Source organism: Pseudomonas syringae group sp. J248-6, from assembly GCF_032586995.1.
GTDB lineage: Bacteria > Pseudomonadota > Gammaproteobacteria > Pseudomonadales > Pseudomonadaceae > Aquipseudomonas > Aquipseudomonas amygdali.
This window is the reverse complement of record NZ_JAWHOP010000005.1, coordinates 18,297-42,417: the sequence shown is the minus strand read 5'-3', so window position 1 is coordinate 42,417 and position 24,121 is coordinate 18,297. Positions and strand designations below refer to the sequence as shown.

Sequence of the window (24,121 nt, the reverse complement as noted above, 5' to 3'; positions counted from 1 at the left end):
TACATATCGACCTAGAAGCTCGCCCCCTCTAAAAACCAAGACATACGACTTACACCCTATCGCCTCCACTATGACCATTGACGTACAGTTGTTCCTCAATACCCTGAGTAAACCCCCTCAACAGTGCTATAAGCGCAAACACCTCCTCTTTCTGGATCGGTTTAATCACGCCCTGCTTGTCCTTACCGCCCCGATGGACAATATCATGTCTGATTTCTACAGCTTTATACAAGTCACTTAGGTCGTCGGGAAACTCCACCTGAAGAACCGAAAGATACATCATCTTAACCTTAGCTAAATTATGAAACAGCACATCTACCAGATAATTTCTCACCTCTGCCGCCAGAGAACTAGCCCGCAGGAATATTTCAGAAAGCTGAAACTTTCTTGATTTAAACTCAGGATCCGTTTCAACACAGCGCCTGAGCAATAGCTCATCACCTGTCACCTTATTAATAAATGTATCTGACAGATAAGTCTCCATAGATGTAATTGCTGACGCAAAGGAGATTTTTGCCACGCTGGAATCAAGCTTAACATCTGGCAATTTGACTTGAAGCAAAACCTCAAGCTCATACATTGACTCAATAAAATTAGAGTAGGGCTCCTTATTGTTTGATACGGAGTACACTTTGTACTCAAGATACCGGCGTGCAGCTTCGTGTTTGCTGCACTCAGCACACACCAAAAGGGCTCCATTGGCCTTGCTGCCATCGAGAAACTTAGGCTGAATATGCTCGCGCACTTTCAGCCCATCTGGGATTGCACATTGGCAGTGAAAGCAACGACTGCGTAAACTCATAGAACTCACTTATCTACCTTGTAAAAACCGTGCTCATCAATGGACAAGTCCCAGAGTTATCTGGACCCGCCTAGTCATAAATCTGAACCAAACAAAAATAACAGGAAAATTTCTGCATCAGTAATCATGATGACAGACAACTTCCAGACATTACTTCTTTCTACCAGTTGGTGTAGATCTGACAAGTTTAGGACGCAGTGGCTCATCAGACCGTTCTCGGTCGATTTTAGGCAACGGCTTATCTAACTGAGATTCATTCATTCCCTTATTGGCTGCATTATACTGCCAGCGAAGAAACCTTTCTAACAACGCTGCATTTTGTGTTTTCAGCGCTTCGATCTCGGACTCAAGTCTGGAGATACGCGCTGAAGCGATTGACAACCCTGAAGGAGCAGGCAGCTTTTTTTCAATCGGAGCATTACGCTTAGCCTGGTGGAACGCCATCTTTATCTCTGGGATCATAGACAGCGATTGACGTGTAGGCCGCTTGCCTACGAAAGCACTTACTCTATCGCAGACAGTTTCCCATTTCAGCTCCCCCTCCCAAGCATAGAGAGTGTTAGCAATAGCCCTGATATCTTCGCTGGTGAGATGTTTTGCCACGTTACATTTCCCCCATAAGCTTTGATATCCTGGTTGCCTCCTCCATTGCCTGAAGAAAGGCACATAAGTGACCTCCCAAATTGGTCACCGACGAGGCAGAGAGGCTTCGATTTCTGGCATGGGTTGTGAGGAACAGATTGGGATAGAACAAGGGCATGCCATGCAAATCAACGAGTATGCAGGCTCGCTCTCCGTCTGCGAAAACGAACTGCTTGGTTTTGGCTACTCTGACCGGCAAATCCATCAGTGTATTTTTTACATCTATCTCTAACTATGCTCCTATACCCTACAGCGGGCGAGAATTTAACGTTTCTCCGGGCATAAAAAAAGCCCCGAAGGCATAACCTTCGGGGCTTCTAAGGAAATATTTTACAATTAGGGTCTAAACCATATCCTAGAACGGAATATCATCATCAAAGCTATCAAAGTCAGCAGCTGGCTGCGGCGCTTGTTGTTGCGGCGCCGGGCGCGAGTCGCGTTGTGGCGGCTGCTGGTTGTAGTTTTGCTGAGGTGCGGACTGCTGCGGCGCCGATTGCTGAGGGCGCGACTGCTGTGGACGAGGTGCGGACTGGTTGTAGTTGCCGCCGCCCTGACCTTGTTGGGAGTCGCCTTGTGGACGGCCGCCCAGCAGTTGCATGGTGCCCTGCATGTCGACGACGATTTCAGTGGTGTAACGCTTGATACCGTCTTTTTCCCATTCGCGGGTCTGCAGCTTGCCTTCGATGTACACCTGCGAACCCTTGCGCAGGTATTCGCCAGCGATTTCGGCGACCTTGCCGAACATCGATACGCGATGCCATTCGGTCTTTTCGACTTTCTGACCGCTCTGCTTGTCAGTCCATTGTTCGCTGGTTGCCAGACTCAGGTTGGTCACGGCGTTACCGTTAGGCAAGTAGCGAACTTCGGGATCCTGGCCGCATGTACCGACCAATATGACTTTGTTAACCCCACGGGCCATAACGTTCTCCTAGGCTTCGCACGCTTCTGACGCTGGATTGACCAGCTTTTCGAGAGAGGCACGATCCAATAATTTTGTGTCGAGTTTTATGTAGATGGCCGCCTCTTCAGCAACCACCACTGCATCTGTCACGCCTGCTACGGACATCAAACGCTCTGCCAGGCCTGCTTCACGCTGCGCCTGCGGCGACAACGGCAGACGTAGGCTGGTCACGTAAGGCGGTTCTCGCATGGTCACTGCGAAGGCGAGCCAGACGGCGGCCATGGCTGCACCACCAAGGAACACCACATCGAGCCCACCGTGCTGGAACAACCAGCCGCCCAGTATCCCACCTGCGGCCGAACCAAGAAACTGGCTGGTGGAATAAACTCCCATCGCCGTGCCTTTTCCGCCAGCCGGTGAAACCTTGCTGATCAGCGACGGCAACGACGCTTCCAGCAGGTTGAACGCGGTGAAGAATACCACTGTCCCGATGACCAGTGCCCGCAACGTGTCGCCGTATGCCCAGAAGAATAGCTCAGCCAGCATTAAAACTGTGACGGCGCCCAGCAGAACGCGCTTCATTTGACGTTTCTTCTCGCCATAGATGATGAACGGGATCATCGCGAAGAAGGAAACCAGCAAGGCGGTCAGGTAGACCCACCAGTGCTCTTCCTTGGGCAAACCGGCTTTTTCGACCAGCGCCAGCGGCAAGGCCACGAAGCTGGACATGAGCATGGCGTGCAACACAAAGATACCTAAATCCAGGCGTAGCAGGTCGGGATGACGCAAGGTTGCCCCAAGGGCCTGTCTGGCAACGCCGGATTCGCGGTGCATCAACGGGCCATTGGCCTTGGGCACCACAAACGCGACGATCAGAAGCCCCAGCAAGGCCATACCGCCTGTGGCCAGGAACAATCCCGAAAGACCGAACATACCGGTGATCACTGGGCCGACCACCATGGCGATGGCGAACGACAGACCGATGGTCATGCCTATCATGGCCATGGCCTTGGTGCGATGCTGTTCGCGGGTCAGGTCAGAGAGCAAGGCCATGACCGCGGCAGAAATCGCACCGGCACCCTGCAGGATGCGCCCGGCGATGATTCCCCAGATCGAATCGGCATTTGCCGCCACCACGCTGCCAATCGCAAAAATGATCAGGCCGAGATAAATAACCGGTCGCCGTCCGATACGGTCGGAAATGATCCCGAACGGAATCTGCAGCACAGCCTGGGTCAGGCCATAAGCGCCAATCGCCAGACCGATCAGTGCAGGGCTCGCGCCCGCCAGGTCCATGCCGTAGGTTGCCAGAACCGGCAAAACCATGAACATGCCAAGCATGCGGAACGCGAACACCAGGGCCAGACCGCCTGCTGCGCGGGTCTCGCCGCTACTCATACGCTCGCTGTGGGTATCGTGCATGGAATAACCTCGTGTGAACCGGCGGCGATTCTACCAGTCCCATCGTTGTACAGCACATACGCGACGCTTTGCCGCGTAATGGCTCGGAGCCTTATACTCCGTCGTTTATGCCCGCCAAGCGAGGCCGCAGTGGACAAGATCCTGATACGTGGGGCACGAACCCACAACCTGAAAAATATTGACCTGACACTTCCCCGCGACAAACTGATCGTTATCACCGGACTCTCCGGTTCAGGCAAGTCTTCGCTGGCTTTCGATACGCTGTACGCCGAAGGGCAACGCCGCTATGTCGAATCGCTGTCGGCCTATGCCCGCCAGTTTCTGTCGATGATGGAAAAACCGGACGTCGACACGATCGAAGGTCTATCGCCAGCGATTTCCATCGAGCAGAAGTCTACTTCGCACAACCCGCGCTCGACTGTGGGGACGATCACCGAAATCTACGACTACCTGCGTCTTTTATACGCACGAGTCGGACAGCCTCGCTGCCCGGACCACGATATCCCGCTGGAAGCGCAGACCGTCAGCCAGATGGTCGATCTCGTGTTGACCCAGCCCGAAGGCAGCAAGTTGATGCTGCTTGCGCCGGTTATCCGTGAGCGCAAGGGTGAGCATCTCTCGGTCTTTGAAGAGCTGCGCGCGCAAGGTTTTGTCCGCGCGCGGGTCAACGGCAAGCTGTGCGAGCTGGATGAGCTGCCGAAGCTGGACAAGCAGAAGAAGCACTCGATTGATGTGGTCGTGGACCGTTTCAAGGTCCGCGCCGATCTGCAGCAGCGTTTGGCCGAGTCCTTTGAGACCGCCCTGAAGCTGGCCGACGGTATCGCCCTGGTTGCGCCAATGGACGACGAGCCGGGCGAGGAAGTGATCTTCTCCGCCCGCTTCGCCTGCCCGATCTGTGGCCATGCGATCAGCGAGCTGGAACCGAAGCTGTTCTCCTTCAACAACCCGGCCGGCGCATGCCCGACCTGTGACGGTCTGGGCGTAAAGCAGTTCTTTGATATCAAGCGACTGGTAAATGCCGAGTTGACGCTTGCCGAAGGCGCGATACGAGGCTGGGACAGGCGTAACGTCTATTACTTCCAGATGCTGGGGTCGTTATCCAAGCACTACGGTTTCAGTCTGGAAATGCCCTTCAAGCAGATCCCGGCCGACATGCAGAAGATCCTGCTCAACGGCAGCGGCTCGCAGAGTGTCGATTTCCGCTACCTGAATGACCGTGGCGATATCGTCAAGCGTGCGCACCCGTTCGAAGGCATCGTGCCGAATCTGGAACGTCGCTACCGGGAAACCGAATCAGCGACCGTGCGTGAAGAGCTGGCCAAGTTTCTGGGCACGCAGCCCTGCCCCGATTGCCGAGGCACCCGCTTGCGTCGTGAGGCGCGCCATGTGTGGGTAGGTGAAAAGACTTTGCCTGCGGTGACCAATCTGCCGATTGGCGATGCCACGCATTACTTCGAAACGCTCAAGCTGACCGGACGGCGCGGCGAAATTGCCGACAAGATTCTCAAGGAAATTCGTGAGCGTCTGCAGTTTCTGGTCAATGTCGGGCTGGATTACCTGACACTGGATCGCAGCGCGGACACTCTGTCCGGCGGTGAGGCTCAGCGTATCCGCCTGGCCAGCCAGATCGGTGCGGGTCTGGTCGGGGTGATGTACATCCTCGATGAGCCGTCCATTGGCCTGCACCAGCGCGATAACGATCGTTTGCTGGGCACGCTCAAGCACCTGCGCGACATAGGCAACACCGTGATTGTGGTGGAGCACGATGAAGATGCGATTCGCTTGGCCGACTATGTGGTCGACATCGGCCCGGGCGCGGGTGTGCATGGTGGTCATATCGTTGCCGAAGGTACGCCGGACGAAGTGATGTCGCATCCTGACTCGCTGACCGGCAAGTACCTGTCGGGCCGTGTGAAGATTGCTGTACCCGCCAAGCGCACGCCGCGTAACAAGAAGCTGTCGCTGACGCTCAAAGGTGCGCGTGGCAACAACCTGCAGAACGTCAATCTCGATATTCCGATTGGTCTGCTGACCTGCGTGACGGGTGTTTCCGGGTCGGGCAAGTCGACGCTGATCAACAACACACTGTTTCCGCTGAGCGCTACGGCGTTGAACGGTGCCACGACGCTTGAGGCGGCCGCCCACGACAGCATCAATGGCCTGCAGCATCTGGACAAGGTCGTCGACATTGACCAGAGCCCTATTGGTCGTACGCCGCGCTCCAACCCGGCGACCTATACCGGACTGTTCACGCCGATTCGTGAACTGTTTGCCGGTGTACCGGAATCGCGTTCACGGGGCTACGGTCCGGGACGGTTCTCGTTCAACGTCAAGGGCGGACGCTGCGAGGCGTGCCAGGGCGACGGGCTGATCAAGGTCGAGATGCACTTTCTGCCGGACATCTACGTGCCCTGCGATGTGTGCAAGAGCAAGCGTTACAACCGCGAAACGCTTGAGATCAAGTACAAAGGCAAGAACGTACACGAAGTGCTGGAGATGACCATCGAGGAAGCGCGTGAGTTCTTCGACGCCGTTCCTGCACTGGCGCGCAAGCTGCAAACCCTGATGGATGTAGGACTTTCCTATATCAAGCTGGGGCAATCGGCGACAACCCTGTCAGGCGGCGAGGCGCAGCGGGTCAAGCTGTCGCGTGAGCTGTCCAAGCGCGACACTGGCAAAACGCTGTACATCCTCGACGAGCCGACCACTGGCCTGCACTTCGCGGATATTCAGCAGTTGCTGGATGTATTGCATCGCCTACGCGACCACGGCAACACAGTGGTGGTGATCGAGCACAACCTGGATGTCATCAAGACGGCCGACTGGCTGGTGGACCTGGGGCCGGAAGGCGGTTCAAGAGGCGGGCAGATCATTGCGACCGGCACACCTGAACAGGTCGCCGAGATGGAGCAGTCTTACACCGGGCATTACCTGAAGCCTCTGTTGATCAGAGACAGGGCTTAACCGGCGTTGTGAAAACGGGTCTGGTTTCGGTCAGACCCAGGTACAAAAAAGCTCCTGTCACGCAAGTGCAGGAGCTTTTTTTATGGCTGCCGAATCAGAACTGCGATTGCAGGTAGTTTTGCAGGCCGATGGACTTGATCAAGCCCATCTGCTGTTCAAGCCAATAAGTGTGGTCTTCTTCCGTATCGGCCAGTTGCACACGCAGGATTTCACGGGTCACGTAGTCACCGTGCAGCTCACAGAGCTCAATGCCCTTGCACAGCGCAGCACGAACCTTGTATTCCAGACGCAGATCGCTGGCGAGCATCTCAGGCACTGTGGTGCCGACATCCAGATCATCCGGACGCATGCGTGGCGTGCCTTCAAGCATCAGGATACGACGCATCAGCGCATCAGCGTGTTGTGCCTCTTCTTCCATCTCGTGGTTGATACGCTCATAGAGCTTCGAAAAGCCCCAGTCTTCGTACATGCGTGAGTGAACGAAATATTGGTCACGAGCCGCCAGTTCGCCCGTGAGCAACGTGTTGAGATAATCGATTACTTCGGGGTGGCCTTGCATCGCACCAGACTCCTGCTTCAAAGCCGATAGTTTGAACCAAGCGCCGCGCGAGGTCACTGAGAAAAACGCAATAAACCGACGAAAAGTGGCGAAACTACGCCGTTAAGAAGCGAAAAACCGCCCAAATGAGGGCGGTTCTGTTTCTCACTTCGACTCAGCCCAGTTTTACACCCAAAGCGTTGGCGATGCCTTCCCCGTAGGCCGGGTCAGCCTTGTAGAAATGCTGCAACTGACGCTGCACGATGTCACTGGAAACACCCCCCATCGCGCCGGCAATGTTACTGATCAGCAGCGCTTTTTGATCAGCGCTCATCAGGTTGAACAACTTGCCCGCCTGACTGTAGTAATCGCCATCCACACGATGATCATGACGACCTGCGGCACCACTCAAAGCCAGCGCAGGTTCTGCGTAGCGGGGATCTTCCTTCGGCGCATCCGAATAGCTGTTTGGCTCATAGTTCGGAGCCGCCCCGCCATTGGTACCGAAGGCCATCGACCCGTCACGCTGGTAGCTATGCACTGGGGTTCTCGGTGCATTGATCGGCAATTGCTGATGATTGGTACCTACGCGATAGCGATGTGCATCGGCGTAAGCAAACACCCGCCCTTGCAGCATGCGGTCCGGTGACAAGCCAACCCCGGGCACCATATTGCTAGGACCAAACGCTGCTTGCTCAACCTCGGCAAAGTAGTTGAGCGGGTTACGGTTCAGCTCCAGTTCACCTACTTCAATCAGCGGATATTCCTTCTGCGACCAGGTCTTGGTCACGTCGAACGGGTTCTCGTGGTGGTTCGCAGCCTGGGCTTCGCTCATCAGCTGAATGCAGACCTGCCACTTGGGGAAGTCACCCCTCTCGATAGCAGTGAACAGATCGCGCTGGGCGTAATCGGGATCAGTACCCGCAATGCGCGCAGCCTCGGCTGGCGTGAGGTTCTTGATGCCCTGCCGGGTCTTGTAGTGCCACTTCACCCAATGACGCTCACCTGCTGCGCTGATCAGGCTGTACGTATGGCTACCAAAACCGTGCATGTGACGATAGCCGTCCGGAATGCCTCGGTCCGAGAACAGAATAGTGACCTGGTGCAGCGCTTCAGGCGAATGCGACCAGAAATCCCACATCATTTGCGGGCTTTTCAGGTTGGTTTGCGGAAGACGTTTCTGGGTGTGGATGAAGTCAGGAAATTTCAGAGGGTCACGGATAAAGAACACTGGCGTGTTGTTACCCACGATGTCCCAGTTACCTTCCTCGGTGTAAAACTTGATTGCAAAGCCGCGCGGATCACGTTCAGTATCCGCCGAACCACGCTCACCACCTACAGTGGAGAAACGCAGAAAAATCGGGGTCTGCTTGCCGACCGTGTCGAACAGCTTGGCGCTGCTGTATTGGCTGATATCACGGGTAACGGTGAACGTTCCATGAGCACCCGATCCTTTGGCGTGGACACGACGCTCCGGAATATTTTCACGGTTGAAATGAGCGAGCTTTTCGATCAGGTGGAAATCATCGAGCAGTAAAGGACCACGCGGGCCTGCCGAGCGAGAATTCTGATTGTCGGCGACTGGTGCACCGCTGGCGGTCGTAAGGGTCTTCTGACTCATGTAAGTCTTCCTCTGGTTGTATAGCCGGTTGATTGGCTTGAGAGGAAGTATTGTGGAAAACTATTGCAGCGTCGAATTCATTAAACCATGACTATCGATAGGTTTTTTAAATCCCAGACAACAAAAAACCGGGCGCAAGGCCCGGTTTCTTGTTCAAACTGATGTCTTATTCAGCGGCTTCTACAGAGCCACCGACAGGACGATCAACCAACTCGACGTACGCCATTGGCGCGTTGTCGCCAGCGCGGAAACCGCACTTGAGGATACGCAGGTAGCCGCCCTGACGGGTTGCATAGCGCTTGCCCAGATCGTTGAACAGCTTGCCGACGATTTCTTTCGAACGAGTACGGTCGAAAGCCAGACGACGGTTAGCAACGCTGTCTTCCTTGGCCAGGGTGATCAGCGGCTCGGCAACGCGACGCAGTTCCTTGGCTTTCGGCAGGGTAGTTTTGATCAGCTCGTGCTCGAACAGCGACACCGCCATGTTTTGAAACATGGCTTTACGGTGAGAGCTGGTACGGCTCAGGTGACGTCCACTTTTACGATGACGCATGGTTCATTCCTTACCAAACTCGCGTTCGGTGATTACGACGATCAGGCCGTAGCCTTGTCGTCCTTCTTAAGACTTGCCGGCGGCCAGTTGTCGAGGCGCATGCCGAGGGAGAGACCACGAGAAGCCAGAACGTCCTTGATCTCGGTCAAGGATTTCTTGCCCAGGTTCGGAGTCTTCAACAGCTCTACTTCGGTGCGCTGAATCAGATCGCCGATGTAGTAGATGTTCTCCGCCTTAAGGCAGTTGGCCGAACGCACGGTCAGTTCCAAATCGTCAACCGGACGAAGCAGGATCGGATCGATCTCGTCTTCCTGTTCGATTACCACTGGTTCGCTGTCGCCTTTGAGGTCCACGAACGCAGCCAACTGCTGTTGCAGGATGGTTGCAGCGCGACGGATAGCCTCTTCAGGGTCCAGAGTACCGTTGGTTTCCAGATCAATAACCAGCTTGTCCAGGTTAGTACGCTGCTCGACACGGGCGTTTTCAACCACGTATGCGATACGGCGAACCGGGCTGAACGAAGAATCAAGCTGCAAGCGACCAATGCTGCGGCTTTCGTCTTCATCGCTTTGACGCGAGTCTGCCGGCTCATAACCACGACCACGAGCTACGGTGAGCTTCATGTTCAAGACGCCGTTAGACGCCAGGTTAGCGATTACGTGATCGGGGTTAACGATCTCGACATCATGATCCAGCTGAATATCGGCAGCGGTAACCACCCCCGAACCCTTCTTCGACAAGGTCAGCGTAACTTCGTCTCGACCGTGCAGCTTGATAGCCAGACCTTTAAGGTTCAACAGGATTTCAATGACGTCTTCCTGTACACCTTCGATGGCGCTGTACTCATGGAGTACACCGTCAATCTCGGCCTCGACTACTGCACAGCCGGGCATGGAGGACAACAAAATGCGGCGAAGCGCGTTGCCCAGGGTATGGCCGAAACCACGCTCGAGAGGCTCGAGAGTGATCTTGGCGCGGGTTGGACTGACAACCTGCACATCAATATGGCGGGGTGTCAGGAACTCATTTACCGAAATCTGCATGGATGCACCTATTTTCTAGCCCTTACTTGGAGTAGAGCTCGACAATCAGGCTTTCGTTGATGTCGGCGGATAGATCACTGCGAGCTGGAACGTTCTTGAAAACGCCCGATTTCTTCTCAGTGTCTACTTCTACCCATTCTACGCGGCCACGTTGGGCACACAGATCGAGAGCCTGGACAATACGCAGCTGATTCTTAGCTTTTTCGCGGATAGCAACAACGTCGCCAGCACGAACCTGATAAGAAGGAACGTTAACGGTTTTGCCGTTTACGCTGACCGACTTGTGCGAAACCAATTGACGGGATTCGGCACGCGTCGAGCCGAAGCCCATGCGGTATACAACGTTGTCCAGACGGCATTCGAGCAGTTGCAGCAGGTTCTCGCCTGTTGCACCTTTCTTGCCGGCGGCTTCTTTGTAGTAGCCGCTGAACTGACGCTCGAGAACGCCGTAGATACGACGGACTTTTTGCTTTTCACGCAGCTGAGTACCGTAATCGGACTGGCGACCGCGGCGTTGGCCGTGGATACCTGGAGCTGCTTCGATGTTGCACTTGGATTCGATAGCGCGAACGCCGCTCTTCAGAAAGAGATCGGTGCCTTCACGACGAGCAAGTTTGCATTTTGGACCAATGTAACGAGCCATTTCTTACAGTCTCCTGGATTACACGCGGCGCTTCTTCGGCGGACGGCACCCGTTGTGCGGGATTGGCGTCACGTCGGTGATGCTGGCGATCTTATAGCCACAGCCGTTCAATGCACGGACAGCGGATTCACGACCTGGGCCTGGACCCTTGACATTGACGTCGAGGTTCTTCAGACCGTACTCCAGCGCAGCTTGACCAGCACGTTCAGCAGCTACTTGAGCAGCGAACGGAGTGGACTTGCGCGAACCACGGAAACCCGAACCGCCGGAGGTAGCCCACGAAAGAGCGTTACCTTGACGATCGGTAATGGTGACGATTGTGTTGTTAAACGACGCGTGGATGTGGGCGATGCCATCAACCACTGTCTTTTTAACTTTTTTACGAGGACGAGCAGCAGGTTTTGCCATGACTAAATTCCTGTCGTTGCGCTGGTGCGATTACTTGCGGATCGGCTTACGCGGACCTTTGCGAGTACGCGCGTTGGTCTTGGTACGCTGACCGCGTACTGGAAGACCACGACGATGACGCAGACCGCGGTAGCAGCCCAGGTCCATCAAGCGCTTGATTTTCATGTTGATTTCGCGACGCAGGTCACCTTCAGTGGTGAACTTCGCCACTTCGCCACGCAGCTGTTCAATCTGCTCGTCGCTCAGATCTTTGATTTTCACCGCCGGGTTTACACCGGTGGTTGCACAAATTTTCTGTGCAGTGGTGCGACCAACACCATAGATGTAGGTCAGCGAGATAACAGTATGCTTGTTATCTGGAATGTTAACGCCTGCAATACGGGCCATTCAGTGGGACTCCAATTGACAGCTACCTACGCCCCGGAAGCCAAGAAATAGGGCGCAAGATAATATCGCTGTAGTAACAAATAATCAACCCAGCAGCGCACTAGCTGCTGGGCTTAAGCACAAATCACAATCAGCCTTGGCGCTGCTTATGACGTGGTTCCGCGCTGCAAATTACTCGAACCACACCTTCGCGGCGAATAATCTTGCAGTTACGGCACAGCTTTTTCACCGATGCACGAACTTTCATCACCAACTCCTCGAACCTTAGGGGTGCTTCAGCGCAGCATACCGCCGCTGCCACCGTAGCCCTTCAGGTTGGCTTTCTTCATCAGGGATTCATACTGGTGCGAAACGAGGTGAGATTGCACTTGCGACATAAAGTCCATCACAACCACGACCACGATCAGCAACGAGGTCCCGCCAAGGTAGAACGGTACGTTTGCCGCAACCACCAGAAACTGGGGAAGCAGGCACACGGCCGTCATATATAGAGCACCGAACATGGTCAAGCGAGTCAAAACGCCATCAATATAGCGCGCCGACTGCTCGCCTGGACGAATACCCGGAATAAAGGCACCGGACTTCTTCAGGTTTTCCGCTACGTCTTTCGGATTGAACATCAACGCCGTATAGAAGAAGCAGAAGAAAATAATCCCTGCACTAAACAGCAGAATATTCAACGGCTGACCAGGAGCGATCGACTGCGAGATGTCCTGCAACCAGCCCAGACCTTCAGACTGACCAAACCAGGAACCCAACGAAGCCGGAAACAGCAAAATGCTGCTCGCGAAGATGGCTGGAATAACGCCAGCCATGTTCACTTTCAGCGGCAAGTGGCTTGTCTGTGCAGCGAAGACCTTGCGGCCCTGCTGACGCTTGGCGTAGTGAACAGCAATACGACGCTGACCACGCTCAATAAACACCACGAAACCGATGATCGCTACCGCCAGCAAACCGATAGCAACCAGAGCGAAGATGTTGATATCACCCTGACGCGCAGACTCGAAAGACTGCCCAATTGCTCTCGGAAGACCAGCGACGATACCTGCGAAGATCAACATCGAGATACCGTTGCCGACACCGCGCTCGGTAATCTGCTCGCCCAGCCACATCATGAACATCGCACCTGCCACGAAGGTAGTTACGGCCACAAAGTGGAAACCCAGGTCCCCAGAAAACGCGACGCCCTGACTCGCCAGGCCAACGGACATGCCGATAGCTTGAACAAGAGCCAGGACAACAGTGCCATAGCGGGTGTACTGGCTTATCTTGCGACGGCCAGCTTCACCTTCCTTCTTCAACTGCTCCAGTTGCGGGCTGACGGCGGTCATCAACTGCATGATGATCGATGCCGAAATGTACGGCATGATCCCCAATGCAAAGATGCTCATCCGTTCCAGCGCGCCACCGGAAAACATGTTGAACAAGCTAAGAATGGTCCCCTCATTCTGTCGAAACAGTTCTGCGAGTCGGTCAGGGTTAATACCTGGAACCGGGATGTGTGCGCCTATTCGGTAGACGATAATCGCTAGGAACAGAAAACGCAGACGAGCCCAGAGTTCAGACATACCGCCTTTGCCGAGCGCAGAGAGAGCACCTTGCTTAGCCATTTATTCCTCGAACTTGCCGCCAGCTGCTTCGATAGCCGCACGCGCACCTTTGGTGGCGGCGATACCCTTGATAGTGACAGCGCGAGTAACTTCGCCCGACAGCATGATTTTCACACGCTGAACGTTCTGGTTAATCACGTTGGCATCTTTCAGGGACTGCACAGTTACGATGTCGCCTTCCACTTTAGCCAGCTCGGACAGACGCACTTCTGCGCGGTCCATGGCTTTCAGGGAAACGAAACCGAATTTTGGCAGGCGACGATGCAGCGGCTGTTGGCCGCCCTCAAAGCCCGGAGCAATAGTGCCACCGGAGCGGGAGCTTTGACCTTTGTGGCCACGGCCACCGGTCTTGCCCAAACCGCTACCGATACCACGGCCCGGACGATGCTTTTCGCGACGGGAACCCGGCGCTGGACTCAGATCATTGAGTTTCATCGATTAACCCTCGACTCGCAGCATGTAGTAAGCCTTGTTGATCATCCCGCGATTTTCGGGAGTATCCAGGACTTCTACAGTGTGACCGATGCGACGCAGACCCAAACCCTTAATGCACAATCTGTGATTAGGGATGCGGCCGGTCATGCTTTTGATCAGCGTTACTTTAACGGTAGCCATGATCAGATGATCTCCTCAACACGCTTGCCACGTTTGGCAGCGATCGACTCAGGAGACTGCATGCCCTTCAAACCCTTGAAAGTGGCGTGAACCACGTTTACCGGGTTAGTCGAACCGTAGCACTTGGCCAATACGTTCTGGACACCAGCAACTTCCAGCACTGCGCGCATAGCGCCGCCAGCGATGATACCGGTACCTTCAGAAGCAGGCTGCATGTACACCTTCGAGGCGCCATGAGCAGACTTCATTGCGTACTGCAGGGTAGTGCCGTTCAGATCAACCTGAATCATGTTGCGACGAGCAGCTTCCATCGCCTTCTGGATAGCAGCAGGCACTTCACGTGACTTGCCACGGCCGAAGCCAACGCGCCCTTTACCATCACCCACTACGGTCAACGCAGTGAAAGTGAAGATACGGCCGCCTTTTACGGTTTTGGCCACGCGGTTAACTTGAACCAGCTTCTCGATGTAGCCTTCGTCGCGTTTTTGGTCGTGATTTGACATAACTTAGAACTCCAGCCCGCCTTCACGAGCAGCATCAGCCAGCGCTTTGACACGGCCGTGGTACTTGAAGCCAGAACGGTCGAAAGCGACTTGCGATACACCCGCGGCTTTCGCGCGCTCGGCGACCAGCTTGCCAACCTTAGTGGCCGCGTCGATGTTGCCAGTGGCGCCATCACGCAGTTCTTTGTCCAAAGTCGAGGCGCTTGCCAGGACTTTGCTGCCGTCGGCCGAGATGACCTGGGCATAAATGTGCTGCGAAGAGCGGTGCACGCAGAGACGCACGACTTCTAGCTCGTGCATTTTCAGGCGTGCTTTGCGAGCGCGACGCAGTCGGGTAACTTTTTTGACGGTCATTTGCTATGCCCTACTTCTTCTTGGCTTCTTTACGGCGGACGACTTCGTCTGCGTAACGCACACCTTTGCCTTTGTAAGGCTCAGGACGGCGGAAGTCGCGGATCTCAGCGGCCACTTGACCAACCAACTGCTTATCGATACCGCGAATCAGGATATCGGTCTGGCTGGGGGTCTCAGCGGTGATGCCATTCGGCAATTCGTAGTCCACTGGGTGCGAGAAGCCAAGTGCAAGGTTCAGTACCGTGCCTTTTGCTTGCGCCTTGTAACCAACACCGACCAGCTGGAGCTTGCGCTCGAAGCCTTGGCTCACGCCTTGGACCATGTTGTTTACCAGTGCACGAGTGGTGCCTGCCATTGCGCGGGTTTGTTGATCGCCATTGCGAGCAGCGAAACGCAGCTCACCAGCTTCTTCAACAATCTCAACGGACGAATGGATGTTCAGTTCTAGAGTGCCCTTGGCACCCTTCACCGAAAGCAGCTGGCCGACGAGTTTGACTTCGACGCCGGATGGCAGCTTAACGGGGTTCTTAGCGACGCGTGACATGCTTATCCCCCCTTAGAACACAGTGCAAAGCACTTCGCCACCGACACCGGCAGCGCGCGCAGCACGATCCGTCATCACACCTTTACTGGTGGAGACGATAGACACACCAAGACCGCCACGAACTTTCGGCAGATCATCGGAGGACTTGTACTGACGCAAGCCTGGGCGGCTGACGCGCTTAACCTCTTCGATGACCGGACGGCCTTCGAAGTACTTAAGCTCGATGGACAGCAAGGATTTAACTTCGCTGCTGATCTGATAACCCGCAATGTAGCCTTCGTCCTTCAGGACTTTTGCTACAGCAACCTTCAACGTGGAAGATGGCATGCTTACGACGGGCTTTTCAGCCATCTGGGCATTACGGATACGAGTTAGCATGTCCGCTAACGGGTCCTGCATACTCATGGGCTAGACGCTCCTAAAACAAAATAATTAGCCTTGCGGCTACAGCTTGATCGCAGAGAACTTCCGGGCAAGTAAAAACACGGGCTCAGGCGAGCCGGCAATTCTAGTCCTACGCCGGAAATGAATCAAGCCCCAAAAGGGGCTTGATTCAAATTCAGGCGCCATCCCGACCGGTGACTTGCGTAGCCGGCGGGAGGACGCGAGAGGTGTCGCCTTACCAGCTGGCTTTAACCAGACCTGGAACGTCGCCACGCATAGCTGCTTCACGCAGCTTGTTACGGCCAAGGCCGAACTTGCGGTAAACGCCGTGCGGACGACCAGTGATGCGGCAACGGTTACGCATGCGCGCAGCGCTTGCGTCACGTGGTTGCTTCTGCAGGGCTACGGTCGCTTCCCAACGTGCTTCTGGACTTGCGTTCAGATCAACGATGATAGCTTTCAGCTCTGCACGCTTCTTGGCGTACTTGGCAACGGTGAGCTGACGCTTCAGCTCACGGTTTTTCATGCTCTTCTTGGCCATTTTCCTACTCCAATCAGTTGCGGAACGGGAATTTGAAAGCACGCAGCAATGCGCGGCCTTCATCATCGTTCTTGGCAGTGGTGGTCAGGGTAATGTCCAGACCGCGGAGAGCATCGATCTTGTCGTAGTCGATTTCCGGGAAAATGATCTGCTCTTTTACGCCCATGCTGTAGTTACCACGACCATCGAAGGACTTGGCATTCAGGCCGCGGAAGTCGCGAACCCGAGGCAGGGAGATCGACAGCAGACGATCCAGGAATTCATACATACGATCGCGGCGCAGAGTCACTTTGACGCCGATCGGCCAACCTTCGCGGACTTTAAAGCCAGCGATGGATTTCCGAGCGTAAGTCACAACGACTTTTTGACCGGTGATCTTTTCCAGGTCAGCAACAGCGTGCTCGATGACTTTTTTGTCGCCGATCGCTTCGCCCAGACCCATGTTCAGGGTGATTTTGGTAACGCGCGGAACTTCCATCACGTTCGAAAGCTTAAGTTCTTCCTTAAGTTTCGGAGCGATTTCCTTCCGGTAAATCTCTTTTAGTCGTGCCATGGTCTTCTACCTAGCAGTGTTCAAGCATCAACCGCTTTTTGGGTCGACTTGAAGACACGAATTTTCTTGCCGTCTTCAACTTTGAAACCAACGCGGTCAGCCTTGTTGGTTGCGCCGTTGAAAATGGCGACGTTGGAAGCGTGCAGTGGCGCTTCTTTCTCGACGATACCGCCCTGTACGCCCGACATCGGGTTTGGCTTGGTATGACGCTTCACCAGGTTGATCCCACCAACGACCAGACGGTCGTCAGCGAGAACCTTGAGCACCTTACCGCGCTTACCTTTGTCTTTGCCGGCGATCACGATGATCTCGTCGTCACGACGAATCTTTTGCATGTCGGATCTCCTTAAAGCACTTCAGGGGCGAGCGAGACGATCTTCATGAACTTCTCAGTACGAAGTTCACGGGTCACTGGCCCAAAGATACGGGTACCGATCGGCTCTTGCTTGTTGTTCAACAGAACAGCAGCGTTGCCGTCAAAGCGGATGATGGAGCCGTCTGCACGACGAACACCGTGGCGAGTGCGGACTACAACTGCAGTCATCACTTGGCCTTTTTTCACCTTACCGCGCGGAATTGCTTCCTTGACGGTCACTTTGATGATGTCACCGATACCAGCGTAACGACGATGGGAGCCACCCAGCACCTTGATGCACATAACGCGGCGTGCGCCGCTGTTATCGGCCACATCGAGCATGGATTGAGTCTGAATCATATAATTTCTCCGACCCCTAGCCCTTAGACTTCCACAGCGCGTTCGAGGATATCAACCAACGCCCAAGACTTGGTCTTGGCTACCGGACGAGTTTCACGAATCGTGACCTTGTCGCCGATATGGCATTGGTTGGTTTCGTCGTGCGCGTGCAGCTTAGTCGAACGCTTAACGTATTTACCGTAGATCGGGTGCTTTACGCGACGCTCGATCAGAACGGTGATGGTCTTGTCCATCTTGTCGCTGACAACACGGCCAGTCAGCGTACGGACAGTTTTTTCGGCTTCAGCCATGATTACTTACCTGCCTGCTGGTTGAGCACAGTTTTCACGCGAGCGATGTCACGCTTAACTTGCGAGAGCAGATGAGACTGCCCCAACTGGCCAGTTGCTTTCTGCATACGCAGATTGAACTGGTCGCGCAGCAGGCCGAGCAGTTGCTCGTTCAGCTGCTGTGCTGATTTTTCACGAAGTTCATTCGCTTTCATCACATCACCGTCCGCTTAACAAAGGAGGTGGCGAGCGGCAGCTTTGCAGCAGCCAGGGCGAAAGCCTCACGCGCCAGCTCTTCAGTAACACCCTCGATTTCATACAGGACTTTGCCTGGCTGAATCTGGGCAACCCAGTACTCCACGTTACCCTTACCTTTACCCATCCGAACTTCGAGTGGCTTTTTGGTTACAGGCTTGTCCGGGAACACACGGATCCAGATCTTGCCGCCACGTTTAACGTGACGGGTCAGAGCACGACGCGCTGACTCGATCTGACGAGCGGTGAGACGACCACGAGCAACAGACTTCAGCGCGAACTCGCCGAAGCTGACTTTGCTACCGCGCAGTGCCAGACCACGGTTGTGGCCGGTCATCTGCTTGCGGAACTTCGTACGCTTTGGTTGCAACATTTGGCGTACCCCTTACTTAGCAGCTTTTTTACGAGGCGCTGGTGCTTGTGGTTTCAGTTCTTCTTGGCGACCACCAATTACTTCGCCTTTGAAGATCCAAACCTTTACACCGATCACACCGTAAGTGGTGTGAGCTTCGTAGTTGGCATAGTCGATGTCGGCACGCAGGGTGTGCAGTGGCACACGACCTTCGCGATACCATTCAGTACGTGCGATTTCAGCACCGCCGAGACGACCGCTCACTTGGATTTTGATGCCTTTGGCACCAATGCGCATGGCGTTCTGAACAGCGCGCTTCATAGCGCGACGGAACATTACGCGACGCTCCAGCTGCTGAGCTACGCTCTGCGCAACCAGCATACCGTCGAGCTCCGGCTTACGGATCTCTTCGATATTGATGTGCACAGGCACACCCATTTGCTTGGTCAGGTCCTGACGCAGTTTCTCAACATCTTCACCTTTCTTCCCGATAACGATACCTGGACGAGCGGTGTGGATGGTGATACGTGCTGTCTGAGCCGGACGATGGATATCGATACGGCTGACGGACGCGCTTTTTAATTTGTCTTGGAGGTACTCACGCACTTTCAGATCAGCGAACAAATAGTCCGCATAAGTCCGACCGTCTGCGTACCAGACGGAGGTGTGCTCCTTGACGATTCCCAGGCGAATGCCAATGGGATGTACTTTCTGACCCATCTCTTCGACTCCGTTACTTGTCAGCAACCTTGACAGTGATATGGCAAGACCGCTTGACGATGCGATCAGCACGGCCTTTAGCACGTGGCATGATGCGCTTCAGCGAACGCCCTTCGTTGACGAAAACGGTGGAGACCTTAAGGTCATCAACGTCTGCGCCTTCGTTATGCTCGGCGTTGGCTACAGCCGACTCCAGCACTTTCTTCAGGATCTCGGCGGCTTTCTTACTGCTGAAAGCCAACAGGTTGAGCGCTTCGCCCACCTTCTTCCCGCGGATCTGGTCGGCGACCAAGCGGGCTTTCTGGGCGGAGATTCGAGCGCCCGACAACTTAGCGGCTACTTCCATCGTTCCTTACCCCTTAACGCTTGGCTTTCTTGTCTGCCACGTGCCCACGATATGTGCGGGTACCGGCAAACTCGCCTAGTTTATGGCCGACCATGTCTTCGTTCACGAGAACTGGAACATGCTGGCGACCGTTATGCACTGCAATGGTCAGACCGACCATTTGTGGCAGGATCATCGAACGACGCGACCAGGTCTTAACTGGTTTGCGATCGTTCTTTTCCGCCGCCACTTCGATCTTCTTCAGTAGGTGAAGATCAATAAAAGGACCTTTTTTCAGAGAACGTGGCACTGTCGTATCCCTCTATTTACTTGCGACGACGGACGATCATTTTGTCGGTACGCTTATTACCACGAGTCTTCGCGCCCTTAGTCGGGAAGCCCCACGGCGATACCGGATGACGACCACCAGAGGTACGACCTTCACCACCACCATGTGGGTGGTCAACCGGGTTCATGGCAACACCACGAACGGTTGGGCGAACGCCACGCCAGCGTTTGGCACCCGCTTTACCCAGCGAACGAAGGCTGTGCTCGGAGTTCGAGACTTCACCCAGCGTTGCACGGCACTCAGACAGTACTTTACGCATTTCACCGGAGCGAAGACGCAGGGTAACGTACACACCTTCACGAGCGATCAGCTGTGCCGAGGCACCAGCGGAACGAGCGATCTGTGCGCCTTTACCTGGCTTCAGTTCGATGCCGTGTACGGTGCTACCAACTGGAATGTTGCGCAGTTGAAGAGCGTTGCCCGGCTTGATTGGTGCCAGAGCACCTGCAATCAGCTGGTCGCCAGCACTCACGCCTTTAGGGGCGATGATGTAGCGGCGCTCGCCGTCTGCGTAAAGCAGCAGAGCAATGTGAGCAGTACGGTTTGGATCGTATTCGATACGCTCGACGGTGGCAGCGATGCCATCCTTGTCGTTGCGACGGAAGTCGACCAGACGATAATGCTGCTTATGGCCACCACCGATATGACGGGTAGTAATACGACCATTGTTGTTACGACCACCAGACTTCGATTTTTTCTCGAGCAGCGGTGCGTGAGGAGCGCCTTTATGCAGCTCCTGGTTGACCACCTTGACCACAAAACGGCGGCCAGGGGAAGTCGGTTTGCATTTAACGATTGCCATGATGCACCCCTTCCTTACTCAGCACTGCTGCTGAAATCGAGATCTTGGCCTGGCTGAAGGGAGATAACTGCCTTCTTCCAGTCATTACGCTTGCCCAGACCGCGAGCAGTGCGCTTGCTCTTACCCAGAACATTCAGGGTAGTAACACGCTCTACTTTCACGCTGAACAGGCTTTCGACGGCCTTCTTGATTTCCAGCTTGGTTGCGTCAGTAGCAACCTTGAAAACGAACTGACCTTTTTTGTCTGCAAGAACCGTAGCCTTCTCGGAAACGTGCGGGCCAAGCAGAACTTTAAATACGCGTTCCTGGTTCATCCCAGCAGCTCCTCGAATTTCTTCACGGCCGACACAGTGATCAACACTTTGTCGTATGCGATCAGACTAACTGGATCGGAACCTTGAACGTCACGTACATCAACGTGCGGCAGGTTACGAGCAGCCAGGTACAGATTCTGGTCAACAGCGTCAGACACGATCAGGACGTCAGTCAGGCCCATGCCAGTCAGCTTGTTCAGCAAATCTTTGGTTTTCGGTGCTTCAACAGCGAAGTCCTGAACCACGACCAAACGATCAGTACGAACCAGTTCAGCAAGGATGGAGCGCAGAGCAGCGCGATACATCTTCTTGTTGAGCTTCTGAGTGTGATCCTGAGGACGAGCTGCGAAAGTGGTACCGCCGCCACGCCAGATTGGGCTACGGATAGTACCGGCACGAGCACGGCCAGTACCTTTCTGACGCCAAGGGCGCTTACCGCCACCACGAACGTCGGAACGGGTCTTTTGCTGCTTGCTACCCTGACGACCGCCAGCCATGTAGGCCACGACTGCCTGGTGAACCAGCGTCTCGTTGAATTCGCCGCCAAATGTCAGTTCGGAAACTTCGATTGCCTGAGCGTCATTTACATTTAATTGCATGTCAGCTTCCCCTTAACCGCGAGCCTTGGCTGCCGGACGTACAACCAGGTTGCCGCCAGTAGCGCCAGGAACAGCACCCTTGACCAACAACAGATTGCGTTCAGCGTCCACGCGCACTACTTCCAGGGACTGCACGGTCACGCGCTCAGCGCCCATATGACCGGACATTTTTTTGCCCTTGAATACACGACCAGGAGTCTGGCACTGGCCGATAGAGCCTGGGACGCGGTGGGAGACGGAGTTACCGTGGGTATTGTCTTGACCACGGAAATTCCAACGCTTGATCGTACCCTGGAAGCCTTTACCCTTGGACTGACCGGTTACATCAACCAGTTGACCAGCGGCGAAGATTTCAGCGTTGATCTGATCGCCAGCCTGGTAGTCGCCTTCTTCAAGACGGAATTCCATGACAGTACGACCGGCGGCAACGTTCGCCTTGGCGAAGTGGCCAGCCTGAGCGGCTGTAACACGCGAAGCGCGACGCTCGCCGACAGTGACTTGCACTGCACGATAGCCATCGGTTTCTTCGGTTTTGAACTGAGTGACGCGATTCGGCTCGATCTCAATGACCGTGACCGGAATGGAGACACCTTCTTCGGTGAAAATACGGGTCATACCGCATTTACGACCGACTACACCAATAGTCATGTTGTAAACCTCATGAGTGTACGGGGCTTTCACCCGCTATGGCCGCCCATTTCAGAGCGTTACACGACTAAGACCCAAGTCTTAGCCGAGGCTGATCTGAACTTCCACACCGGCCGCAAGATCAAGCTTCATAAGCGCATCAACGGTTTTTTCCGTTGGCTGAACAATGTCCAGAACACGCTTGTGAGTACGGATCTCATACTGGTCGCGCGCGTCTTTGTTGACGTGCGGAGAAACCAGAACGGTGAACCGCTCTTTACGAGTCGGCAGTGGAATCGGACCACGCACCTGTGCACCAGTACGTTTCGCGGTTTCCACGATTTCCTGGGTTGATTGGTCGATCAGGCGATGGTCAAAAGCCTTCAACCTGATACGGATTTGCTGGTTTTGCATTGGATTCAGACTCCAGATTGCTGTTCCCACCGAGCGCAATACGCCCGTTAAAAGGAGGCGCAATTCTATAGACGACCTCACTAGGTGTCAACCCAATAAAAAAGCCCCCGCGTTGCGGGGGCTCTTTTTGGGAATCAACGCTTACGCGATGATTTTGGCCACGACGCCAGCGCCGACGGTACGACCGCCTTCACGGATTGCGAAACGCAGACCATCTTCCATTGCGATTGGCTTGATCAGGGTAACGGAAACTTTAACGTTATCACCTGGCATAACCATTTCTACGCCTTCCGGCAGTTCGCAGCTACCAGTTACGTCGGTAGTACGGAAGTAGAACTGTGGACGGTAGCCTTTGAAGAACGGAGTGTGACGACCGCCTTCTTCTTTGCTCAGAACGTAGATTTCAGCTTCGAACTGAGTGTGCGGCTTGACGGTACCTGGCTTGACCAGAACCTGACCACGCTCAACGTCGTCACGCTTGGTACCACGCAGCAGAACGCCGCAGTTCTCGCCAGCACGACCTTCGTCGAGCAACTTACGGAACATTTCAACACCGGTGCAGGTGGTGACGGTAGTGTCACGCAGACCAACGATTTCCAGTGGATCCTGAACCTTGACGATACCGCGCTCAATACGACCAGTCACAACAGTACCGCGACCGGAGATCGAGAACACGTCTTCGATTGGCATCAGGAACGGCTTGTCGGTCAGACGAACTGGTTCTGGAATGTAGGAGTCCAGTGTTTCAACCAGTTTACGAACGGCAGTGGTGCCCATTTCGTTGTCATCTTTACCTTCCAGAGCCATACGAGCAGAACCGATGATGATCGGAGTGTCGTCGCCTGGGAAGTCGTAAGTGCTCAGCAGATCGCGCACTTCCATCTCAACCAGTTCCAGCAGCTCAGCGTCGTCTACCAGGTCGGCCTTGTTCAGGAAAACCACGATGTACGGAACGCCAACCTGACGGGACAGCAGGATGTGCTCACGGGTTTGTGGCATCGGACCATCAGCGGCCGAACAAACCAGAATAGCGCCGTCCATCTGGGCAGCACCGGTGATCATGTTCTTCACGTAGTCAGCGTGACCTGGGCAGTCAACGTGAGCGTAGTGACGGATCAACGATTTGTATTCGACGTGCGCGGTATTGATGGTAATACCACGAGCTTTCTCTTCAGGTGCGCTGTCGATCTTGTCGAATTCAACAGCAGCCGAACCGAAAACTTCGGAGCAGACGCGAGTCAGAGCAGCGGTCAGCGTGGTTTTACCGTGGTCAACGTGACCAATGGTGCCAACGTTGACGTGCGGGAGGGAACGATCAAATTTTTCTTTAGCCACGACAAATAACTCCTAGC

Annotated in this window: 36 protein-coding genes; 1 reads left to right on the top strand and 35 read right to left on the bottom strand. The window is 54.7% G+C overall.

The window, feature by feature from the left end:
* Positions 1 to 49 precede the first annotated feature (49 nt).
* From RYC17_RS08365 to RYC17_RS08350, 4 genes are all read right to left on the bottom strand, one after another.
* Positions 50 to 811, bottom strand: a complete 762-nt coding sequence (locus RYC17_RS08365; RefSeq protein ID WP_316902717.1) for a hypothetical protein — start codon at positions 809 to 811, stop codon at positions 50 to 52.
* A gap of 141 nt (positions 812 to 952) precedes the next feature.
* Entirely contained in the window at positions 953 to 1,405 is a 453-nt protein-coding gene (locus tag RYC17_RS08360) for a hypothetical protein (protein ID WP_316902716.1), read from the bottom strand.
* A 394-nt stretch (positions 1,406 to 1,799) separates the two neighbouring features.
* Complete coding sequence (locus RYC17_RS08355; protein WP_002555458.1) at positions 1,800 to 2,363, bottom strand: single-stranded DNA-binding protein; 564 nt, start codon at positions 2,361 to 2,363, stop codon at positions 1,800 to 1,802.
* Positions 2,364 to 2,372: 9 nt separating this feature from the next.
* Entirely contained in the window at positions 2,373 to 3,767 is a 1,395-nt protein-coding gene (locus tag RYC17_RS08350; protein ID WP_002555459.1) for an MFS transporter, read from the bottom strand.
* Positions 3,768 to 3,896: 129 nt separating this feature from the next.
* Between RYC17_RS08350 and uvrA the strand changes: the two genes are divergently transcribed.
* The gene (gene uvrA, locus RYC17_RS08345; RefSeq protein ID WP_316902715.1) at positions 3,897 to 6,731 is read left to right on the top strand and encodes an excinuclease ABC subunit UvrA; all 2,835 of its coding nucleotides are present in this window, start codon (positions 3,897 to 3,899) and stop codon (positions 6,729 to 6,731) included.
* Between the two features lie 94 nt (positions 6,732 to 6,825).
* On the opposite strand, the gene bfr is transcribed toward uvrA, so the two are convergent.
* From bfr to tuf, 31 genes are all read right to left on the bottom strand, one after another.
* On the bottom strand, positions 6,826 to 7,290 hold the full coding sequence (bfr, locus tag RYC17_RS08340; protein ID WP_002555461.1) for a bacterioferritin: 465 nt from the start codon (positions 7,288 to 7,290) through the stop codon (positions 6,826 to 6,828).
* 154 nt (positions 7,291 to 7,444) lie between these two features.
* Positions 7,445 to 8,890 carry a catalase gene (locus RYC17_RS08335; protein ID WP_316902714.1) on the bottom strand — a complete coding sequence of 482 codons (1,446 nt, stop codon included), beginning with the start codon at positions 8,888 to 8,890 and terminating at the stop codon, positions 7,445 to 7,447.
* A 166-nt stretch (positions 8,891 to 9,056) separates the two neighbouring features.
* The gene (gene rplQ, locus RYC17_RS08330; protein WP_002555463.1) at positions 9,057 to 9,443 is read right to left on the bottom strand and encodes a 50S ribosomal protein L17; all 387 of its coding nucleotides are present in this window, start codon (positions 9,441 to 9,443) and stop codon (positions 9,057 to 9,059) included.
* 41 nt (positions 9,444 to 9,484) lie between these two features.
* A complete protein-coding gene (locus tag RYC17_RS08325) occupies positions 9,485 to 10,486 on the bottom strand; it encodes a DNA-directed RNA polymerase subunit alpha (RefSeq protein WP_002555464.1) in 1,002 nt (333 codons plus the stop codon).
* A 22-nt stretch (positions 10,487 to 10,508) separates the two neighbouring features.
* Positions 10,509 to 11,129, bottom strand: a complete 621-nt coding sequence (gene rpsD / locus RYC17_RS08320; RefSeq protein WP_002555465.1) for a 30S ribosomal protein S4 — start codon at positions 11,127 to 11,129, stop codon at positions 10,509 to 10,511.
* 18 nt (positions 11,130 to 11,147) lie between these two features.
* Complete coding sequence (gene rpsK / locus RYC17_RS08315; RefSeq protein ID WP_002555466.1) at positions 11,148 to 11,537, bottom strand: 30S ribosomal protein S11; 390 nt, start codon at positions 11,535 to 11,537, stop codon at positions 11,148 to 11,150.
* Between the two features lie 30 nt (positions 11,538 to 11,567).
* Positions 11,568 to 11,924, bottom strand: a complete 357-nt coding sequence (gene rpsM / locus RYC17_RS08310) for a 30S ribosomal protein S13 (protein ID WP_002555467.1) — start codon at positions 11,922 to 11,924, stop codon at positions 11,568 to 11,570.
* A 130-nt stretch (positions 11,925 to 12,054) separates the two neighbouring features.
* Entirely contained in the window at positions 12,055 to 12,171 is a 117-nt protein-coding gene (gene rpmJ, locus RYC17_RS08305) for a 50S ribosomal protein L36 (protein WP_002555468.1), read from the bottom strand.
* A 28-nt stretch (positions 12,172 to 12,199) separates the two neighbouring features.
* Positions 12,200 to 13,534 (bottom strand): preprotein translocase subunit SecY, encoded by a 1,335-nt coding sequence (gene secY / locus RYC17_RS08300; RefSeq protein WP_002555469.1) that lies wholly within the window; start codon positions 13,532 to 13,534, stop codon positions 12,200 to 12,202.
* Complete coding sequence (gene rplO, locus RYC17_RS08295) at positions 13,535 to 13,969, bottom strand: 50S ribosomal protein L15 (protein WP_002555470.1); 435 nt, start codon at positions 13,967 to 13,969, stop codon at positions 13,535 to 13,537.
* 3 nt (positions 13,970 to 13,972) lie between these two features.
* A complete protein-coding gene (gene rpmD, locus RYC17_RS08290) occupies positions 13,973 to 14,149 on the bottom strand; it encodes a 50S ribosomal protein L30 (RefSeq protein WP_002555471.1) in 177 nt (58 codons plus the stop codon).
* A 2-nt stretch (positions 14,150 to 14,151) separates the two neighbouring features.
* Positions 14,152 to 14,652 carry a 30S ribosomal protein S5 gene (gene rpsE, locus RYC17_RS08285; protein WP_003317099.1) on the bottom strand — a complete coding sequence of 167 codons (501 nt, stop codon included), beginning with the start codon at positions 14,650 to 14,652 and terminating at the stop codon, positions 14,152 to 14,154.
* A gap of 3 nt (positions 14,653 to 14,655) precedes the next feature.
* Complete coding sequence (rplR, locus tag RYC17_RS08280; protein WP_002555473.1) at positions 14,656 to 15,006, bottom strand: 50S ribosomal protein L18; 351 nt, start codon at positions 15,004 to 15,006, stop codon at positions 14,656 to 14,658.
* A gap of 10 nt (positions 15,007 to 15,016) precedes the next feature.
* A complete protein-coding gene (gene rplF / locus RYC17_RS08275; protein ID WP_002555474.1) occupies positions 15,017 to 15,550 on the bottom strand; it encodes a 50S ribosomal protein L6 in 534 nt (177 codons plus the stop codon).
* A 12-nt stretch (positions 15,551 to 15,562) separates the two neighbouring features.
* Positions 15,563 to 15,955 carry a 30S ribosomal protein S8 gene (gene rpsH, locus RYC17_RS08270; RefSeq protein ID WP_058402689.1) on the bottom strand — a complete coding sequence of 131 codons (393 nt, stop codon included), beginning with the start codon at positions 15,953 to 15,955 and terminating at the stop codon, positions 15,563 to 15,565.
* 214 nt (positions 15,956 to 16,169) lie between these two features.
* Positions 16,170 to 16,475 carry a 30S ribosomal protein S14 gene (rpsN, locus tag RYC17_RS08265; RefSeq protein WP_002555476.1) on the bottom strand — a complete coding sequence of 102 codons (306 nt, stop codon included), beginning with the start codon at positions 16,473 to 16,475 and terminating at the stop codon, positions 16,170 to 16,172.
* A 13-nt stretch (positions 16,476 to 16,488) separates the two neighbouring features.
* Complete coding sequence (gene rplE / locus RYC17_RS08260) at positions 16,489 to 17,028, bottom strand: 50S ribosomal protein L5 (protein WP_002555477.1); 540 nt, start codon at positions 17,026 to 17,028, stop codon at positions 16,489 to 16,491.
* Between the two features lie 20 nt (positions 17,029 to 17,048).
* Positions 17,049 to 17,363 (bottom strand): 50S ribosomal protein L24, encoded by a 315-nt coding sequence (rplX, locus tag RYC17_RS08255; RefSeq protein ID WP_002555478.1) that lies wholly within the window; start codon positions 17,361 to 17,363, stop codon positions 17,049 to 17,051.
* Positions 17,364 to 17,374: 11 nt separating this feature from the next.
* Positions 17,375 to 17,743, bottom strand: a complete 369-nt coding sequence (rplN, locus tag RYC17_RS08250) for a 50S ribosomal protein L14 (protein WP_002555479.1) — start codon at positions 17,741 to 17,743, stop codon at positions 17,375 to 17,377.
* A 23-nt stretch (positions 17,744 to 17,766) separates the two neighbouring features.
* Complete coding sequence (rpsQ, locus tag RYC17_RS08245; RefSeq protein ID WP_002555480.1) at positions 17,767 to 18,033, bottom strand: 30S ribosomal protein S17; 267 nt, start codon at positions 18,031 to 18,033, stop codon at positions 17,767 to 17,769.
* A 2-nt stretch (positions 18,034 to 18,035) separates the two neighbouring features.
* A complete protein-coding gene (rpmC, locus tag RYC17_RS08240; RefSeq protein WP_002555481.1) occupies positions 18,036 to 18,227 on the bottom strand; it encodes a 50S ribosomal protein L29 in 192 nt (63 codons plus the stop codon).
* Positions 18,227 to 18,640, bottom strand: coding sequence for a 50S ribosomal protein L16 (rplP, locus tag RYC17_RS08235; protein WP_002555482.1), 414 nt, complete (start codon positions 18,638 to 18,640; stop codon positions 18,227 to 18,229). The genes rpmC and rplP overlap by 1 nt, the downstream gene beginning before the upstream one ends.
* Before the next feature lie 12 nt (positions 18,641 to 18,652).
* Positions 18,653 to 19,339, bottom strand: a complete 687-nt coding sequence (gene rpsC / locus RYC17_RS08230; RefSeq protein WP_003176422.1) for a 30S ribosomal protein S3 — start codon at positions 19,337 to 19,339, stop codon at positions 18,653 to 18,655.
* 13 nt (positions 19,340 to 19,352) lie between these two features.
* Positions 19,353 to 19,685, bottom strand: coding sequence for a 50S ribosomal protein L22 (gene rplV / locus RYC17_RS08225; RefSeq protein ID WP_002555485.1), 333 nt, complete (start codon positions 19,683 to 19,685; stop codon positions 19,353 to 19,355).
* 13 nt (positions 19,686 to 19,698) lie between these two features.
* Positions 19,699 to 19,974 (bottom strand): 30S ribosomal protein S19, encoded by a 276-nt coding sequence (gene rpsS, locus RYC17_RS08220; protein WP_002555486.1) that lies wholly within the window; start codon positions 19,972 to 19,974, stop codon positions 19,699 to 19,701.
* A gap of 16 nt (positions 19,975 to 19,990) precedes the next feature.
* A complete protein-coding gene (rplB, locus tag RYC17_RS08215; protein WP_003317104.1) occupies positions 19,991 to 20,815 on the bottom strand; it encodes a 50S ribosomal protein L2 in 825 nt (274 codons plus the stop codon).
* Positions 20,816 to 20,829: 14 nt separating this feature from the next.
* Positions 20,830 to 21,129 carry a 50S ribosomal protein L23 gene (rplW, locus tag RYC17_RS08210; protein ID WP_002555488.1) on the bottom strand — a complete coding sequence of 100 codons (300 nt, stop codon included), beginning with the start codon at positions 21,127 to 21,129 and terminating at the stop codon, positions 20,830 to 20,832.
* Positions 21,126 to 21,728: a 50S ribosomal protein L4 gene (gene rplD, locus RYC17_RS08205; protein ID WP_002555489.1), complete on the bottom strand. Its 603-nt coding sequence runs from the start codon at positions 21,726 to 21,728 to the stop codon at positions 21,126 to 21,128. The genes rplW and rplD overlap by 4 nt, the downstream gene beginning before the upstream one ends.
* Positions 21,729 to 21,740: 12 nt before the next feature.
* Complete coding sequence (gene rplC / locus RYC17_RS08200; protein ID WP_002555490.1) at positions 21,741 to 22,376, bottom strand: 50S ribosomal protein L3; 636 nt, start codon at positions 22,374 to 22,376, stop codon at positions 21,741 to 21,743.
* A gap of 81 nt (positions 22,377 to 22,457) precedes the next feature.
* Positions 22,458 to 22,769: a 30S ribosomal protein S10 gene (gene rpsJ, locus RYC17_RS08195; RefSeq protein ID WP_002555491.1), complete on the bottom strand. Its 312-nt coding sequence runs from the start codon at positions 22,767 to 22,769 to the stop codon at positions 22,458 to 22,460.
* Positions 22,770 to 22,910: 141 nt separating this feature from the next.
* On the bottom strand, positions 22,911 to 24,104 hold the full coding sequence (gene tuf, locus RYC17_RS08190) for an elongation factor Tu (RefSeq protein ID WP_003369027.1): 1,194 nt from the start codon (positions 24,102 to 24,104) through the stop codon (positions 22,911 to 22,913).
* Positions 24,105 to 24,121: the final 17 nt, after the last annotated feature.